Source organism: Acidiphilium sp. MT5, assembly GCF_054767495.1.
The window spans coordinates 1-18,139 of sequence record NZ_BAABMR010000004.1; the positions used below are offsets into that span (position 1 = coordinate 1).

An 18,139-nucleotide genomic window follows, 5' to 3' on the forward strand; every position below is an offset into this window, starting at 1 on the left:
CATGTGTGGACGGCCCGGTGAGGTCAAGAGCTGACGTTGCAAGATTTAGCGGCGGTTCGATTGCGATCATGTGTCCGGCTTCTTTGTGCGGCCAATGACCGCCAGCCTAGATAGGTTCCGCGAACGAGATCCAAACATTTGAACGGCATGGGTGCGCCTTTGGGCCTTACGGATTCTCTCGCTCGTCGGATCGACCGATTACTATCTCCTGCTCAGATCTTCTCCTCCGCCACCGGCACGAGGTTCAGGCAGCTACCGGTTGACGCCGATACGCTTCACCCCGCACCATCATCGCCCAGATCACCCGGGCGATCTTGTTGGCTAGAGCGACGGCGGCAACCTTCCGCGGCCGACGCTCCAGCAATTTCAATAGCCACGCCGACGCGGACTTGCTGCCTAGTTTGGCGAAGCGGACCACCGACATCGCTCCAATGACCAGGAGCTGACGTAACCTCTCATTGCCCGCCTTGCTGATCCTCCCCAGCCGATGTTTACCACCGGTAGAGTGCTCCCGCGGCGTCAGGCCGAGCCACGCGGCAAAATGTCTTCCGGTCTCGAAGTCTGCCGCGTTGATGGTCAGCGCCATGGTAATCGCGGTGATCGGCCCCACGCCAGGGATTGCCGCGAGCCTTTGGCTGACTGGATTGGTCTTATGGAGCTCGCTCAGTTTCTGATCCAAAGCCGATATCTTGGCATCAAGGTCGGCCACGTGACTGCCCATGTCCTTGAATATCGATTTTGCGGTGTCTGGGACCGCCGTGTCAGCCAATAGCGCCGTGATTAAAGCCTCTACGTTCGCACACCCCTTGGCGCCGATGATCCCGAATTCGGTCGCGTGTCCCCTCAGCGCATTGATTGCCTGGGTCCGCTGGCCCACCAGCATCTCCCGGTGCTTCAGGATGAGTGTCGCCGCCTGCTCATCCACCGACCTCACGGGAACGGTTCGCATCGTCGGGCGAGACGCCGCCTCGCAGATTGCCTCCGCGTCGTTGCGGTCATTCTTGCCCCGCTTGACCAAGGGCTTGACGTATTGCGGAGGAATCAATTTCACCCGGTGGCCCATCCGGCCAAGCACACGCCCCCAGTGATGGGAGCCGCCGCACGCTTCGAGAACCACCTCGGTAGGCGCGATTTTGGCAAAGAACCGTTCAACCTGAGCGCGTCCGACTTCGCGACGCAGCACCGGCCTCTCCTTCTCGTCGACCCCGTGGATCGTGAAAACATGCTTGGACGTGTCAATCGAAATGCGCTTGTATTCCATTGGGCGGCCCTTTCATTGGGTTGGTAGTCCGACCCCATCTTGGCACATCCGATGCCGTAGGGCCGTCCACCCCAACATTTGAGGGTGAGGTCGAAACGGGAATATTCCGGCGCGCCGAGCGTTTTGCGGAGCATGTGCGCGATCGCGGTGAAGCGGTCGGCGAGACTCTGTGCGAGGGGGTTAGTGGCCTGCTCCATTTCGCTAACATGGCATAGGCGGGGGTGGGTGCGAAAGAGCGAAATCAGGGGGTGAGGGTGGTGCCGGTGGTGGTGGTGGTGCTGTGCAGGCTGCCGGTGAATTGGCTGAGGAAGATTTTGCTGCCGTCGTTCAGGGTGAGCAGGGTGCCGGTCAGGGGGCTGGTGGTGGTTTGGCTGATGGACAGGCCGGATTGCAGGATCAGGCTATCGCTGGTGCCTTGGGCGCCGAAGCCGGTGATGGTGGTTGCGTTGTTAGCGGTGAGGCTGTTGATCAGGAAGCTGTTGCTCGCACCGGCGATGGTGCTGGCGACGAGGAGTTCGTTACCTGTGCCACCCATGATGGTGTTGCTGCCGCCATTGCCGATCAGGGTGCTGTTGCCGCTGGCGGCGAGAAGATTATCGCCACCCGTGCCGCCGATGAAGACGCTGCCATTGTTAGCGCCCGTGGCGGTGACGGCGCCGGTGCCTGCGGTCATGGTGATGGTGCGGCCACTTGCCATATCGGTCACGATCAGGGTGCCGCTGCCGCCCTGGATGGCGAGTTGATTGCTGCCGCCGGGGGAGGCGGCGCCGGCAAAGATTGTGTCGTTACCAGCGAGGTTGGTGATGGTGGAATTCCACGACCCGCCGGGGATGGAGATGACGCTGTTGCCGGTTGCGGTGGTGATGGCATCAAAGCCGGAGGCGATGACGGTGTTCGCGCCGGTGTTGGCGGCACCCGCCATTGTGACGGCGGCGGTGCCGCTGGTACGGATGATATCATCTGCCCCGGTGACCAGGACCGGCGAGTAGGTGCCGGCGAAAACGATGTTATCCGCGCCGCCAATGGTGGCCATGACTGGGTTGGGGCCGCCGCCGGATTGCACCGTGAGATCCGCGATATTGTTCGAGCCGCCGACGCTCACGCGCGTGCTGCCGGTGACCGAGGCAAATTGGCCGGTGCCCAGCTCATTGATGGTGAGGGCGCCGAAACTATAGGGCGAGATGACGGTATCTTGCGCGCCGAGTTCAGTGAGGACACCGCCGGTGACGGTGATTTGGCTGTTCGCGCCGGTGGTGGTGATATTGCCATAGGTGGCATAACCGCCCGCGCTGCCGATGGCGTTGATGCTGTCATTCGCACCGCCGATGGTGAGGAAGTCAAACCGGCCAAGCTGTTGCGCGTTGATCGCGGCGTTGCTGAGCGGATCATACATGAAGGCGCTGGCGGCACCGAGAATGGTTTGCTGGGGCGCGGGTTGGGCGCTGGGCGGCGGCACGGCGGGGCTGCTGGGCAGGGTGAACCAGCCGGTTTGCGGGGCGGATGTCAGATCGGTCAAGGTGAGGGTTGCGCCGCTGCTCAGGCCGAGCGTGGCGGTTGAGCCGTTGATGCTGGCATTTTGTACGATGCTGGCGATTTGCGCGGCTGTGAGCGCGCTGCCATTGGCGGTTTGGAGCGAAATTTGGTCGATCAGCGGGTTGAAGCCTGCGACCGTGGCGGCGCCTTGGGTTTGGATGTTATCGATGATGGTGGCGATGCCGGCCCCGGTGATGGAGACATTGGCGTTAGCGCCGAGGGCGATGGTGCTGCTAGAGGCTGTTTCGGTGGTGATGGTGGCCATCACGTTGGCACCGCCCACGGCAGCGATGAAGCTCGGGCCGCTGGCGGCGGTGATTGCATCGAAACCGGAGGCGAAGACGGTATTGGCCGAGGCTTGGGCGGCGGCGCTGATGGTGACGGCGGCTTCACCGCTGGCGTTGATGATGTTGTTCGCGCCGGTGACCAGAATGGGCGAATAGACGCGGGCGGTGACTGTGTCGTTCGAGCCGGAGATGGTGGCGCTGGGGGTGCCGGGGGTGCTGGCCTCAATCGTTAGGAATGCGATGTTGCCGGAGCCACCGATACTAACGGCGTTAGTGCCGGTGAGCGAGGCGAATTGGCCGGTGCCTAGCTCATTGATGGTGAGGGCGCCGAAGCTATAGGGGGCGGAAACGGAATCGCCTGCGCCGGTTTCGGTGTAGACGCCGCCGGTGATGGTGATTTGGTTGTTAGCGCCGGTGCTGGTGAGATTGCCATAGGTTGGAAATGAGCCTGCGCCACCCTGGGCGTTGATGATGTTATTCGCGCCGGTGAGGGTCACGTAATCGGATTGGCCGGTTTGTTGGGCATTAATGGTCGCGCCGCTGATGGAATCGACCGCCGAGCCGCCGCTGCCGCCGAGAATGGTTTGCGCGGTGCCGGAGGTGATGATTTGGAGCGGGTTGGTGGGGGCTGGGGGCGTGCCGCCGCTGCCTGTACTGCCGCTGCCGCCATTGCTGGTGCCGCCGGATGCGGCGGGGATGGTGTTATTGGCCTCGGCGGTGGCGAGCAGGCTGGCGGGCGCGGTGACGGCTTGGTTTTGCTCGCTGAACCAGGCGCCGGTGGCGCCGGTGACGCTGGTGAGGAACAGGGTTTCGCCGGAGGAGAGCGCAAATTTGGTGCCGCCCGCGATGGTGGTGGCGCTGGCTTCGATGGTGGCGAGCTGGGCTGGGGTGAGGGCGATGCCGGTGGCGCTGACGATGTCCAGCCGATCAAGGCTGGGGTTGAAGCCTGCAATGGTGACGGCGCCGGACGCGCCGCTATTGAGCACGAACAGATCCTGGCCGGTGCCGGTGGTAAGCAGGGCGGTGCTGCTGGCTTGGATATAGGTGGCGCCGCCGCCGGCGATGATGGTGTCCGCCCCGGCGCCGGCGAAAATATCGTTACCGTTCGGGCCGCCGAAAATGACATCGTTGCCGGCACCGCCGAATAGGAGATTGATGCCGGTGCCACCGATCAGTGTGTCGGTGCCGCTGCCGGCATAGAGCAGGGCGTTTTCGGTGAGGGTGATCGGGGCAAGAGCGGTGGCGGCGCCGGCGCTGTCTTGACCGAGCACCATGTTGGCGAAGGAGAGCAATTGGCCGTTGGCGAGGCGCGGGACGATGAGGAATTGCGGGTTCGAGGCGGCGATTTGGGCGGGGCTAAGATAGGGCGCGCCGCTATTGAGGAGCCAGCCGAAGGCCTGCATGGCTTGGTATTGGTAATTGCCCATGACCGTGGGGTTGGCGACGCTGACGGTGATGATGCCGGCGAGGCTTTGCAAAGCGAGGGCGCCGTAATCGCCATTGCTGCCCGCCCAATTATTGCCGACATTGGATTGGCCCGTGGCTTGGGTGGCTTGTTCGATTTGCGCCCAGGTTTGGTAGTAGGGACCTTCTGATTGCAGACCGGTGGCATTGTTGCCGACTGCGAGATTGTAAGCGATCCCGTCGCGCGGCGAAAAACCTTGTGATTGGGCGAAGAAGCGCCCGACCAGAAAGTTGGATTGCCATTTCAGGAAGGTGAGGGCGTTGGTGTAGCCCATTTCTGCACCCTGGATCACGGTGCTAGCAAGATAATCTTCTTCCCAGGGTGGGAGTCGGGAACCATTGCTCCCATAAGGACCGGGCAGGTAGCCATAGGCCTGACCTTCGGCGATGGTAAGTTGCGGGATCAACGAGACCAAATAGCTGTAATTGGCGTTGGTGACGGCGGAGAAATAGGCTTTATCGGCGGAGCCTGCCGGATTGGCGTAGGCCGCTTCCTGGATGGTGCGTAAGCTCCAAGCGGAACCACGAATTTGGTTGCCGGGGCTGGCTACAATGGCCTGACCATTATTACGCGGATAAGGCCAGAAATTATCGATGGCGAACGAGGCCTGGGCGTTTAATTGCTCTAACGCGACCACATTGCCGGTGAGCATATAGGCGACATAATTGAGATCCGGCGTGTGGGCTACGTCGGTCGTCCAGCCGGAATTGGTGGGGTTAACTTGTTGGGTAAGGCCGGTGGTGTAGGAGCCGGGGCCGCCGCGACCGTCTGTCCAGATCGTCGGATAATCGGCCGGGTTGAGAAAACTGCCATTACTCGTCGGATCGTAGAAATGCCAAGGGATTGAGCCGGCTTCGTTGGCTTGACCGAGAGCGTAGGCGGCGGCGGTGGCGCTTTGGGAGAGCAGCCAGGTGGCATTGGCTTGGGTGGTGGGGCCGATATCGCCGCGACCGCCGACATTGGGCATATATTGGGTAATGCCATCGGTGCCGAGCGGGGCGTTCCAGCCAGGGGCGGCGATGGCGGCGGCTTCGTTCGCGAGGACGGTGCTGGAGACGCCATATTGGGTATCGTAGTTTGGAATTGCGCCGGTGGCTTCGAGATAGGCGATATCATGCTGAATATTCAGGCCGGTGGCGGGCGGGGTGGTGCCGGTGGTGAGGCTCCAATCTTGATATTGATATTGGGTGAGGTTTGATTGCTGCGCCACGGTCACGCCGTTCTGGCTGATGGTGGCGCTATAGCTGATGGTGCCGCCGCTGGCCTGCATGGCGGCATCATTGTTGAATTGCAGGGTGGTGCTGATTTGGCCGTTGGCGTAGGCGGTGATGTCCGCCTCGATCCGCAGCGAGCCGGTGACCGGGATGCTGACGATGGCTTCGCTGGCGAGCGGGCCGGAGAGCCAGCTTTGGGCGCTGTTGGCCGCGAGGGCGCTGCGCACTAGGCTGGCGATATTGACGGTTTGCACCCCGGTCGCGCCGCCCGCATTGGCGGTAATATTGAGGGTTGCGGTTAGATTATAGGTGGCGAGGGCGCTCGCAAGATCGACCGGGGCGGCGGTGCTGGCGGGGGCAAGGCTGAGGCTGACCGGCGTTGAGGTGCCGGCGGCCAGCGCGGGGGCGAGGATGGTGACCACGCCGCTGGCCACCGAGCCATCCGCGTTGAAGGTTTTGGCATCGAGTTGGGCCTGATAGGAGACGCCATTAATGGTGGCGATGAGGCCCGATCCGGCGGGCACGGCGCCTTGCTTGAACACCTCATTGAGCGTGACCGGTTGGGCGGCGAGCGTTGTGGTGCCAGTATTTTGGAGCGTAAAGCCAACGATTTCACCCGTGCTGGTTGCGGGCGCCATCACCGGAGCGACGAATTTTCCGGACGGGATACGGCTGGTCAGCATAGAAACTCCTGAGGGCAGAGCTGGATAGTTACGAACAGCACCAGATCAGGCGTTTTGCCAGACGACGAGCCAACCTACCCGGCCAATTCTTAACGACTGATTACAAGAGTCTGAATCACATAAATTTTATTGAAATGCAACCTAGAGACGATACCAGTAAAATGAAGATCGATATTGTGGCCTGCCTGCCACAATCCGAGCGATCGGGACGGGTTTTACGACCCTCGGTCATCCTTGGTCATGTGGGGTCATGCGCATACGACGCTCGGAAGCCTCACCGGGCTACCGGTGATGATGATCTTGACGTATCGACCTATCAGACCGCATAGATTTTTCGGTTATTGTGATGTGAAATGCTCACTTCAGTCAGATTATTTATCGAGGCTCCATGATGATATTGAGCGATGCCTGGAACTGGTTGGTCAATCGGCCCTTGAAGGTTTGACGGATGGGGGGTTTGTTCATCGTTGCAGGTGCTGACACGGCCCGCGCGCAGGCGTTGGCGCAGCGGGCCCGGCCCCATTTTGCCAATGCGGGTTTGAGCCATCCATTGACCATCGATACGGGCGATTTATGGATCGATCTTTATCCAAAATATCGCCGGACGATGCCCATCATCGAGCAACTTGGGGGCGGCGATTTTGCCGCTGTTGTTGGGACATTCATCTTCGGCGGCAAGACGGGGCTCGACGCGCTTCGGGACTATCTCGCCCAAACGGAGCCATCGGGCGCGGTAGATCCTGATCGGTGTCGTGGGGCGTATTTGCTGCTGATGCGCCGACAGGGCCGAACGACACTTCGGGCTGATTTGCACGGGGTTTATGAGCTTTATTTGGATCAATCCCGCACCTTGTTCAGCACGGCCTATCTGGCCCTTGCCGCTTGTCTGCCCCAGCGCACGGTCAGGCGCGCGGAGTGCCTTGAATATGTTGTTGGCGGCGTCACGCTGGGCACGGCGACACCGATTGCGCAAATTGACCGGCTTGATCTTGGTGAGACCATTGCGTTTGAGGACACGACGCGCCGCCATATTACCCGTCCGTCCCTGATCCAAGCCGAGCGGGACGCGCCGATTGAGGAGTTGATTGAGCGCAGCCTCTTGAGCCTGCGCACCGTTATGGATGATTATGTTGCGGCGTTTGACAAACAGATTCGGATTAGTTTTTCGGGCGGCTATGATAGCCGGCTGTTGTTCGCGCTGGCCCGGGACCGCGGTGTTGAACCGGATTTGTTTGTGTATGGGGATGCAAACGCCGCAGATGTCCGCAACGCGGCAGCGCTCGCACGTGCCGAGGGCGCGAAATTCGAGCATATCGACAAGACGCTGATCCGCCCGGTCACGCTCGATGAATTTCCGTCGATGCTGAAAGCCAGCGCCGAGATGAATGACGGATTTTCGCAATATTGGATGTTCTGTTCAGATTCCGAAAACTATGCCCGCATTGATCGATGCGGGAGTGATGGCGTGATGATGAATGGCGGCGGCGGCGAAGTGTTTCGTAACTTCTTCAAATTTGCCGGACAATCGATGAGCGTAGCGGCTTTCGTTCGGGCTTTTTTCAGCGGCTATGATCCGGCTGGACTGACGGATTCGAGCCTTGCCGGGGAGTATGAAGCCAATCTCGCCGATAAAATCATCAAGCTGTTCGGATTGGAGCGCCCGGTTCTGACCCGCGCCCATGTGCTTGCCTTATACCCGCACTTGCGCTGCCGATCATGGTTTGGGCGCGATACTAGCCTCGATAGCCGTTTCGGTGACCGCGCCACGCCCTATTTGGAGCCAGAAATTGTGCGCACCGCATTGCAAGTTCCGCTGCGGTGGAAGCAATTTGGCATTTTCCAAGGACGGCTGATCAACACACTGAACCCGCGTTTGGCGGCGCATATGTCATCGCATGGCTATCGATTTGATCGCGACCCGCCATGGCGCGCTCGGATTGGTGATCTACGCCTGCTCTTGCAACCGCTGGCGGTGCGCCGACATAATTTCAGGATCAAGCAATATCTGGGTGCGCGCGCGACCAGGCCTCAGGAATTATCCGGCAAATTTCTTGAAACGGTCATTAATCCGGCTTTTCCACGCACATCTTCGCTGTTCAATCCGCAAAAATTGACCGACTCCACGCAGTTTCAAAGATTGGCTGTTTTGGAGTATATGATGAAGATGCTTGAGATTTGATTGATTAATTTATTTATTAGTGTACTTATCTTGGTATAAAAATATAGTTTACGGTATCATTTCTAAAATTTTATGAGTGTGTCGATATCGGCCAACCTTCTGTTCCTTAGGTATACTATGCGGTAATTACGTTCAGCAAAAAAGCTAAAGCACAATAAACGCAGTCAGGATTATGACAGTCTTCCAACTCGACAATCAGGGTCGGCCGGTATACAATGGGATAATTGTGGATCAAGCGTTGTGCCGAAAGAGAGTTTGTCATAGCCGATCAGAATTTAGCGGTTTGCCAAACCGATCTAGAGCACGCCGATTGATTGATGATACTGCTCTTTTTCCAATGCGTTTTTGATTAAGTTGGCACCATGAAGAACCCTCAGCCGCCATACGCTATTCTATTCACGCATTTTGGCGTTCAATGGTTGCGCGGAAGCGAGCTTGTGCTTCTCGACTTACTTATCAAACTTAACCGTGATAATTTCCGCGTTATAATTTGGACCAACGTGCTGCCCCTGGCAGAGAAAACAATGGCTCTCGGCTTGCCGACCCATGTGTCAAGCTTTGAGACCTACTTTGATTGGGGTTCAAACTCGTTTAGTCCTCGCCGATACATTAAGTCGGTCCGTGAGGCTGTCCGACTCATTCGTTATTATGGTATCGCACTGTTACATGCTAACAGCGCAGCGCCGACGCAGTGGCTCGCCCCCGCTGCATGGATTACGCAACGCCCCCTCGTTGTGCATCTCCATGCCCCATATCTTGCTCGCAATCGGTTTTTTTATGGGCTTCATCAAGCCGATCATCTCGTTGGCGTTAGTAATTATGTTCTCGGTGAACTGCGGACTGATGGCCTGGCTGAGTCGCGGCTCAGTGTGATATATAACGGAATCGATGAAACACGCTTTGCTCCGAACAAGGACGGTGATTTCCGGACATTCGTCGATGTTCCAGAACACGCGATACTACTCGGGGCTGTTGGATCTCTTATTCACCGAAAAGGATTTGACTTACTAATTCAAGCTCTGGCACTGCTATCATCAAATTACTACTTATGCTTAATTGGTGATGGTGAAGATGCCGAGAGATTAAAAAAAATGACAGGCGACCTCGGCGTTACGGGCCGTGTTTGTTTTCTGGGCCACTGTCCCGACCCATCCCCATTATTCCATGCTGCGGATATGCTGGTGATGCCATCGCGTCAAGAAGCCTTTGGATTAGTTCTTTTGGAAGCGGGAATCTGCGGATTACCCGCCGTTGCAAGTCGGGTTGGCGGCATCCCCGAGGTGATCATTGACCAAGATACAGGGCTACTGGTACCGCCCGAGGACGCCCATGCTCTGGCTAATGCGATAACCTTGCTTGGATCAAGCGCGTCTTTCCGGCAACGGCTTGGTGAAAATGCGCGCGCTAGGATTCAATCGCAATTTTCGTTGGCTCAAATGGTTACACAATTTGAAAAGCTCTATCTGGCACAGATCATGCGGCAGAAACGCGATAAAATCTCCCTTTCTGAACGACTTTTACCTTATCAAAGACGCTTCTTTGGCCAGAGAGGCTGAATGTCATATTTTAATCGTCCATAATAAACACTGATTAAACCTAAATGGTCAGATAAAATTTAATAAAATCTAGGCTTACTAAATATTTTTTATTTTGCTCTCTCGATTAAGGTATCAAATTTTTTTATTGATTTTGAGAATTCTTGATCGGCAATCGTGTTGGGGTCTTTATCGTCAAATAATTGACGAGCTATTGTCATCCATAATATTTTATCAAGCCTTGATGACGACTCCAGCCGACGTATTGTTTCTTCGTTAAGCTCTACCGCAAGAGTTTTCCGCAAACCTTGCTTTGGTATAGATGCCTCATTTTTATTAATTTTATGCCCACGATTTATAAATTTCTCTAAGCTGGCCCAGCGACTATGTTTGTATGTTGATCCAAGCCAAAGAAACAGCCGATCGCGTAATCGTAAATCCTCGATCATACCGACAAAATCAAATTGATTAAGGCGTTCGAGAGCGATCATCAGTAAAGTTTCGTCCATCTCTGGCGAAATAAATTCTGTGGCCTGACAAGCTGGATGCGGCCAAACTAACATCCGGGTCATCAGGTTATCAGTTTGGCATGCTATTTCCGGAATTGAAATGTAATCGCCGAAATGTTTACGTGCGAGCTCCAACCGTTCACCGTAATCACCGTAAAGTGACAATACATGATCCGAGTAATTTCCCAAATAGAACCAGTATGATAGGAGTCGCGAGCGTGGCTCCCGCAAAACGGTCATCAATTTTGCTTCCGGGTTCCAAGCACGCAGCATTCCCCAACCAAAATGCCCGGCAAGAAAATCAACATTCGCTGGAATTTCGGTCTCATCGCGGAACACGCCGGCCCGAAGATCAATATCCATCGTGTCGAAGGCCTCAAAGTTACCGGTCAATGTCCGATCAATCCCACCGGCCCACCGTAATGGCCGCAAGGAGCGTTCAATTTCACGTATGAGCGCCGTTCCACCAGCCTTTGGCATATGCATGAATACTAATGGTGGTCTTAGATTACGTCGCGTTGCTGTATAACGCGCTCGCTTTATTGATGAGTATATTGTCAAATTATTGCACTTTCATTTCGAAAACATTTGATTTGCTCATAATTTTTATTTTTCAATCAATCAATGCCTTACTAAGACTCTTGAGCGTGAGCCGCTTGAACTCCGAAAAATGCAGCTTCTGAACTGGAATTATTTTTAGTTTCTTTGATCATGTGTATTTCCTTGGACATAAAAATTCATGGCTTGACTCAGCCGCATTGCGAAAGCCGACTGAGACTGGTGTTGCTCCGCAAAAACATGGGCGGCATTACCCAGTCTTTTAGCGAGATCAGGATTGGTGAGCAATGTTTCGATGGCTTGGCGCAACGCGAGGGGATCACCGGGGGGAACGGTTAGGCAGGTCTCACCTGGCTTGAGAATGTCGTTCAACACCGCAGTATGGGTGACGATGAGGGGTTTGCTCATGGCGGCGGCTTCGAGAACGGCGCTGATGCCGCCCGCATTGAGTGTTTCGATCAGCGGGATCACGACGAGTTTGGCCTTGGCATAGAGTGTGCGGAGGTCGGGAAACGACAAGGATTTGGGAATAATCTCGACGTTGTTGGGCTGTGCCAGATGCGCGACGACCGAGGGCGATGTGCGGATTTTAACGCGGGTGGCGAGTGGTGCCACAGCCTCGAACAACGTTTTGTAGTCACGGCTGGCATCATTGCCGATTGACAGCAAAAAATCATCAGTGTCGATGGATTGAGGGGTGAAAAACATCGTATCGACCGAGTGACCGATCATTTGCACCGGGGCGCGCACGCGCCATTTTGCTTCGATATAGTGTTTTTGGTGGGTTGCAAGAACCATGATGCCGTCGATACGCGGGATGACATAGTCAAGCACCCGCATGCGCAACCGCCATGTCTCGGTCAGTCCAAGGTCCCAGAGAATGATTTTTGTGCGAAACCCGAAAATGTGCCGTAACATTAGGAGCGGAATAGCATTGCCGTCGAAAACCGAGACGATCAGGTCGTAATCGCGTTTGCGGGTCAGGATTTTGAGGGCGCGCAGCGGATCAAGCGCCTGGAGTAGCGGGTTCATGCCGCCAAATGGGTTCCATGGGCGCGTGCCGGGGTCGAGGATATCAACGTGCCAACCTAGATTTTCCAGCGCAGCATCAAGGCGTTGCGGAACGGGGCCGCCATCACGCTCCACCGTTTGGCGGTAGGGCAACCATTGGGTTGATGGGATCATCAAGACGCGGCGGCGGGTCATGGGCTTCGTTCCGGGACGATCCAATATTGTGCCTGCTCAGCGTGCGCCAGGGGGCTGGTTTCGGGCGGGTGGGCTTGGATGAGCCAACGATAGGCCGCGCGGGCGCGGGCGGAGCGGGTGGTGTTGATGATGCTGGCCAGGGCGGCTAAGCGGGTTTGGGCATAATAACCGTTGCTATGTTTCCAGCCGCTGCCGTTCGCTTGGCCGGCTTGTTCGGTGGCGCTCCGGATCGCGGACCAACTTTTGAAATAGATCATGGTCTTGGGATTATACACGATCAGATTATAGGCGACACCATCACGCGGATTAAAGCCTTGGGCGAGCGGGAGCAGTGAATTGGCCAGAAAATGGGTTTGCCAATGTAGCACGGCCCGCGCGCCGGGAACCTTAAATTGGGCGAGGCGACCCATTGTGGTTGCGAAAAAATCCTGCTGCCAAGGGGGCATGGCACCAGAGTGACCGTAATTGCCTGGAAGATAGCCATAGGCTTGGCCTTCGCGGGCTTGCCAGAGCGGGATTTTCTCATGGAGAAAATTCATGTTGTTGGAGACCATTTGCGCGAAATAATGCCGCATCGGGCTGTGTTGCGGATCGATATAGGCGGCTTCGGCGATTTCGCGCAGATCCCAGGCGGCGCCGCGCAACTGATTACCCGAGCCGACGACGATGCCTTCGCCGCCATTGCGGGCTTTGGCGGCGGGCCAGAAATCGGTTTCGGAAAAGCTGGCTTGGGCGTTGAGTTGATCAAGATCGTAGCGGCGGCCGGTGAGGAGATAGGGGATGTAAGCGAGGTCGGGCTGGTGGGCGGCGTCCGCGTGCCAGCCGGTTTTGCCGACTTGTTGGGTGAGGCCGGTGGTGTAGGAGTGCGGGCCGCCGCGACCATCGGTCCAGATGTTTGGGAAGTCGGCGGTGGTCAGAAATTGCTGGGTTTTGGGATACCACATATGCCACGGCACCGCGCCTGAGGCGTCTGCTTGGCCGATGGCGTATTCGGCGGCGATCGGGTTTTGGCTGATGAGCCAAATCGCGTTGGCGCGGGTGGTGGGACCGATGCTCCCGCGACCACCGACCATGGGCATATATTGGGTGACGCCATTGGCGGCGAGTGGCGCGCCCCAGCCAGGTTGGGCGATGGCGTGCTGATACTGGGCGAGCACGCTGAGGGCGGCACCGGGATGAAGTTGGTAATGCGGGATGGCGCCGAGGCGCTCAAGGGCAGCGATGTCATGCACCACATTGATCGGCACGCGGCCATCGCTGCGGAGCACAACGTGCCAGTCTTGATATTGATGTTCGGTGAGCGGGCCGACGCGGTAGATGGTTTTGCCATTGAGGGCGATGCTGACGGTTTCGCTCATGGCGCCGCCGGAGGCGGTCATTGCGCGATCATTATTGAATTGGATGTCCGCGCCGATGGCACCGCTGCGATAGGCGGTGAGGTCCACCACCAGGCGGAGCGAGCTGATCAGGGTGCGGCTCAGCCGGACTTGGTGGGCGAGCGGGCCTTGCAGCCAGGGGGAGAGCTGATGCGCGGCGCGGGCTTGCTGGTACCAGACGGGCAGATTGATGGTGAAAGAATGCGGGGTGCCATCTTTGGGCGTTATCGTGGCGTGCAGGGTGATTTTATGGGCGGCGAGGGCCGGGCCGATGGCGACGATGGGGGCTGCTGACGCGGGAGCGGCGCGCAGGAGTACGGGCGCGTTCGCGGCGGCGCGGAGCAATGGGGTTTGCAGGGTGATGATGGCGAATTTGGCTGAGCCATCAGGGTAGCGCAGCTTCACATCGGCCTGTGCCGGAGCAGAGCCGACAGTGATGCCGTCACCGCGCGGTAGGGCGCCGGGTGCGAACATTTCGGCGAAAGTGATTAGACGGGGCGGCAAGGCGTGATGGGTGGTGTTTTCCAGCACGATGCCGGCCAGCGCCCCCGGCGCGTGCGGCACCGGTGGGGCGGCGACAAAATTTTGTGCGGCGGCGGGGTGCGGGGCGGCCAGGGGGATGGCGGCCAGGGCCAGCAGCGCGAAAACTTGGGTGCGGGGTAAAAATGTCATGTGGGGCGTTGCCTTGTTCTCATGCGCTGGAGCGCGCTGTGGGCAAAGTGAGCGAGATCACGCTCGCCGCCATCGGGGCGACCGGCGAGGAACCAGAGGATGCCGAGTGATGCACTATAGCTGATGACGCCGGTGAGGATGGCCAAGCCGAGGCGCACGGCTTGTTGATGATTAGTGCCGGGATGATCGCTCCAGCCGAGATGCAGAGCGACCAGCAGCGCGGTCATGATGGCGGCGGCGGCGAGGCTGCGCCAGACGCGGGCGAATAAAGTGGCGAGTGACAATTCGAGCCGGTGGATGGTGACGGCGAGGAAGGCGAGCTGGTCGATAATATCGGTGATGGCGATAGCGATGGCCGCACCGCGCAGGCCATAATGGGGCATGAGCAAAATGATTAGGCCGAGGCGCAGGAGCGTCAGGGCGACGGCGAGTTTGAACAGGGCTTTCATCCAGGCTTGCACCCTGAACACCACGCCGCTGATCATGCTGAAAATGCTGAGGGCGTTGGCCACACCGATGATTTGCAGCAGCGGCACGGCGCCGATCCAGTTTTTGCCAAAGCCGAGCTGCACGATGGGATAGGCGGCGAGTGACAAGCCAAGACCGGCGGGGAGTGCGATGATCATCATCAGGGCCAGCAGGCGGAGCAACAGGCTGGCCCCATTATCGCCGCCGGCACGGGCTTCGGCGAAGCCGGAGAAGGCCGCACGGCAGAGCGGGCCGACCAGTTCGGTGTTGGGCAGGCCCGCAATTTCATTGCCGAGGCCGTAAATACCGACCGCGCCAACGCCAAAGACCTTGCCGATGATGAAGTTGGTGCCGTTGGAGTTCAGCAAATTGACCAGATTATTCACCCAGGTCCAGGCGGAATAATGGGCGATGCGCCGCCAGGCGACGAGGCTGAGGCGCGGGCGATACGGGTGCAGCCGGTAGGTCATCAGCGTGGTGAGGGTTTGATTGACCAGCAAGGCCACGATCAATGCCCAATAAGAGCGAAACAGCAGGCTGAGAGTGATGCCGATGGCGGTTTGCGCGATGCGGGGGATGATTTTCAGGATGAATTCGCGGTCGAACGCGATGAAACGCCGAAAATCCACGACGCCGATATTTTCCATCGAGCCGATGGCGCTGATCGCCGCGACCGCGAGCAGCACCGGGGCGAGATGCGGGTTGTGAAAAATCACCGCAATCGGGAAGGCGGCGATCAGCAGCACCAAGGCGACGCCGAGGCCACGGATTAGATTGATGGTGAAGCCGGTGTCATAGAGCGCGCGGTCCGGGTTGGTATCGCGGATGATCGCGGCTTCGACGCCGGCTTCGCAAAGCTGGCTGAAGCCTTGGGCGAAGCTGGTGGCGAGGGCGACGATGCCGAAATCCGCTGGGGTGAGCAGGCGCACCAGGATCAGGGTGCTGAACAGGCCGATGAAGCGGGTGGAGAAGCGCCAGCCGACCACCCAGCCCGCACCGCGCGCGGTGCGGCTGAGGATGGAGCCTTTGCCGGCGAGGCTGGCCAGACCGGCATCTGATGACGGAGATGGGTCAGGCGCGGGGCTGACGGGGGGGTTGGTTGGTGGGGGGGTTGTTGGCTCGGCGGTCATCAGGGGCGCGCCGATGGGGTTTGCCAACCGGCGAGAAAACCATCGAGCACCAGCAAGTGCCAGAGCAAGGCGGTATGATCGCGCCGCCCGCTGGCATGGGCGCTGAGCAGGGCGGTGAGGCCTGCAGCGTTGAACCAACCGCTGGCCAGCAGGGCGGAATTTGGCCCGCAGAGTTTTTGCTGCACGCTGGCGGCGGCCTCGCGCAGGGCGGGGGCCAGGGTGGCGGTGAAGCCTTGTTTGGGGCGGGTGAGCACCGAGGCGGGCAATAAGCGGGCGGCAACATCGCGCAGCACGGCCTTGCCGTGGCCACCGCGCAGTTTCAGCCGATGTTCGAGCGCGAAACCGAAGGCGAGCAAGCGCGGATCGAGCAGCGGCGAGCGGACCTCAAGGCCGACGGCCATGCTGGTGCGATCCGCTTTGACCAGAATATCGCCGGGCAGCCAGGTTGCGAGATCGATCTGCTGGGCGATGCGCAGCGGGTCATCGCCCTCATGGGCATCGGCGATGGCATGAAAGCGCTGGGCGGGATCATGACCCGCGATCAGGCGGCGAAATTCGGGGCTGAACAAAGCGTGGCGGGTTTGCGCATCGCTGCGGCTGACGCTGCGATAATAGGCTTCGGCGGAGTCGAGGCTAAGCTCGGTGAGGGTGGATTTGGCGCGCAGCCAGCGGGGGGCGGCATCGAGTTTCGGGTAGGCGCGGGCCAGGGTGCCGATGAGGTGGCGGCGCGCGGTTGCTGGCAGCAGGCGGCGGCCCGCTTCGGTGATCTGGTGAAAGCGGTAGCGCCGATAGCCGGCGAAGGCTTCATCCCCGCCATCACCAGACAGGGCGACGGTGACATGCTGGCGGGCCAGGGCGGCCACGGCGCGGCTGGGCACGGAGGAATGATCGCCGAACGGCTCGCCGAACAAAGCGGCTTGGGCGGCGGCATCACCCAAGATGGTGTGGGCGGACATCAGGGCGGTTTCGTGGTCAGCACCGCAATGGCGGGCGATTTCGGCGGCGGCTTGCCGCTCATCGGCTTCGGGAAAGCCAATGGTGAAGCAGCGCAGCGGATGATCGACCGTGCGGGCGGCGAGGGCGACCACGCAGCCGGAATCGATGCCGCCGGAGAGAAACGCGCCGAGCGGGACATCGGCGATCATGCGCTTGGCGACGGCGGCTTCGAGCTGATCCTGGAGCTGGGCGGCGGCGATGGGGGCATCGGACGGCACCACGAGGCCGTCGGCGGCGGTGGGCAGATGCCAATAAGGCTGCGGGGGCGGCACGGGTTGATCGGCGGTGATCAGCAGGTGGTGGGCGGGGGGCAATTTGCGAATATCACGGAAAATCGAGGCGGGGTCTGGGATGTAGCCGAGGGCGAGAAAATCCTCGATCGCGCTTGGATCGAGCTGGTCGGTCAGGCCGGGCACGGGTTTGAGGGCGGCGAGTTCGGAACCGAAGGCGAGGGTACCATCCGGTGCGATACCGTAATAAAGTGGCTTTTTGCCGATCCGGTCACGCGCGAGCAGGAGTTGGCGGGAGCGCCGGTCCCACAGCGCGAAGGCGAACATGCCATCGAGCCGGTCGAGCACGCCGAGGCCCCATTGGCGCCAGCCATTCAGGATGGTTTCGGTATCGCCACGGGTGCGAAACACCTGACCCAGTGCCGTGAGTTCGGCGGCGAGGCTTTGAAAATTATAGATTTCGCCGTTGAACACGATGGTTTGGGCGCCATCCGCGCTATCCATCGGCTGCTGGCTGCCCGCGAGATCGATAATCGCGAGGCGACGGAAACCGAGGCCAATTTGGCCATCAAGACGCAAACCAGCCGAGTCGGGACCGCGATGGGCGATGGCATCGGTCATACGCTGGAGCAGCGGCCCATCGACCGGGCCGGATTGGGCGAAGACCGCGTCGCGCCGGAACAGACCCGCAAGACCACACATGACTATACGACTCCGAGACGGTTAATATTTTTGTAATAAATTCGGGTGTTTAATGGGCGTCTTGCAAGAGATTGGCGACAATCCAAGGTTTTTACGGATCGAGGCGATTTCGCGCCTGACGCGATTCGCGCTTGA

At 58.9% G+C, this 18,139-nt stretch carries 9 protein-coding genes; 2 read left to right on the forward strand and 7 right to left on the reverse strand.

Annotated features, from left to right (window positions below; genetic code table 11):
- Positions 1-244: 244 nt before the first annotated feature.
- Both ACYUCQ_RS05550 and ACYUCQ_RS05555 read right to left on the reverse strand, forming a co-directional pair.
- Entirely contained in the window at positions 245-1,261 is a 1,017-nt protein-coding gene (locus ACYUCQ_RS05550; RefSeq protein WP_460253519.1) for an IS110 family RNA-guided transposase, read from the reverse strand.
- Between the two features lie 241 nt (positions 1,262-1,502).
- Positions 1,503-6,443, reverse strand: coding sequence for a beta strand repeat-containing protein (locus ACYUCQ_RS05555; RefSeq protein WP_460253520.1), 4,941 nt, complete (start codon positions 6,441-6,443; stop codon positions 1,503-1,505).
- 448 nt (positions 6,444-6,891) lie between these two features.
- On the opposite strand from ACYUCQ_RS05555, the gene ACYUCQ_RS05560 reads away from it, so the two are divergent.
- On the forward strand, positions 6,892-8,622 hold the full coding sequence (locus ACYUCQ_RS05560; protein ID WP_460253521.1) for a hypothetical protein: 1,731 nt from the start codon (positions 6,892-6,894) through the stop codon (positions 8,620-8,622).
- 362 nt (positions 8,623-8,984) lie between these two features.
- Positions 8,985-10,178 (forward strand): glycosyltransferase family 4 protein, encoded by a 1,194-nt coding sequence (locus ACYUCQ_RS05565; RefSeq protein WP_460253522.1) that lies wholly within the window; start codon positions 8,985-8,987, stop codon positions 10,176-10,178.
- Positions 10,179-10,267: 89 nt separating this feature from the next.
- Here the strand turns inward: ACYUCQ_RS05565 and ACYUCQ_RS05570 are convergent, their stop codons facing one another.
- The 5 genes from ACYUCQ_RS05570 to asnB form a co-directional block, all read right to left on the reverse strand.
- Positions 10,268-11,152 (reverse strand): hypothetical protein, encoded by an 885-nt coding sequence (locus ACYUCQ_RS05570; RefSeq protein ID WP_460253523.1) that lies wholly within the window; start codon positions 11,150-11,152, stop codon positions 10,268-10,270.
- 210 nt (positions 11,153-11,362) lie between these two features.
- Entirely contained in the window at positions 11,363-12,430 is a 1,068-nt protein-coding gene (locus ACYUCQ_RS05575; RefSeq protein WP_460253524.1) for a glycosyltransferase family 4 protein, read from the reverse strand.
- Positions 12,427-14,478 carry a hypothetical protein gene (locus ACYUCQ_RS05580; RefSeq protein WP_460253525.1) on the reverse strand — a complete coding sequence of 684 codons (2,052 nt, stop codon included), beginning with the start codon at positions 14,476-14,478 and terminating at the stop codon, positions 12,427-12,429. The genes ACYUCQ_RS05575 and ACYUCQ_RS05580 overlap by 4 nt, the downstream gene beginning before the upstream one ends.
- On the reverse strand, positions 14,475-16,076 hold the full coding sequence (locus tag ACYUCQ_RS05585; protein ID WP_460253526.1) for an oligosaccharide flippase family protein: 1,602 nt from the start codon (positions 16,074-16,076) through the stop codon (positions 14,475-14,477). The genes ACYUCQ_RS05580 and ACYUCQ_RS05585 overlap by 4 nt, the downstream gene beginning before the upstream one ends.
- A complete protein-coding gene (gene asnB / locus ACYUCQ_RS05590; protein ID WP_460253527.1) occupies positions 16,076-18,004 on the reverse strand; it encodes an asparagine synthase (glutamine-hydrolyzing) in 1,929 nt (642 codons plus the stop codon). Before asnB ends, ACYUCQ_RS05585 begins: the two co-directional genes overlap by 1 nt.
- Positions 18,005-18,139 lie beyond the last annotated feature (135 nt).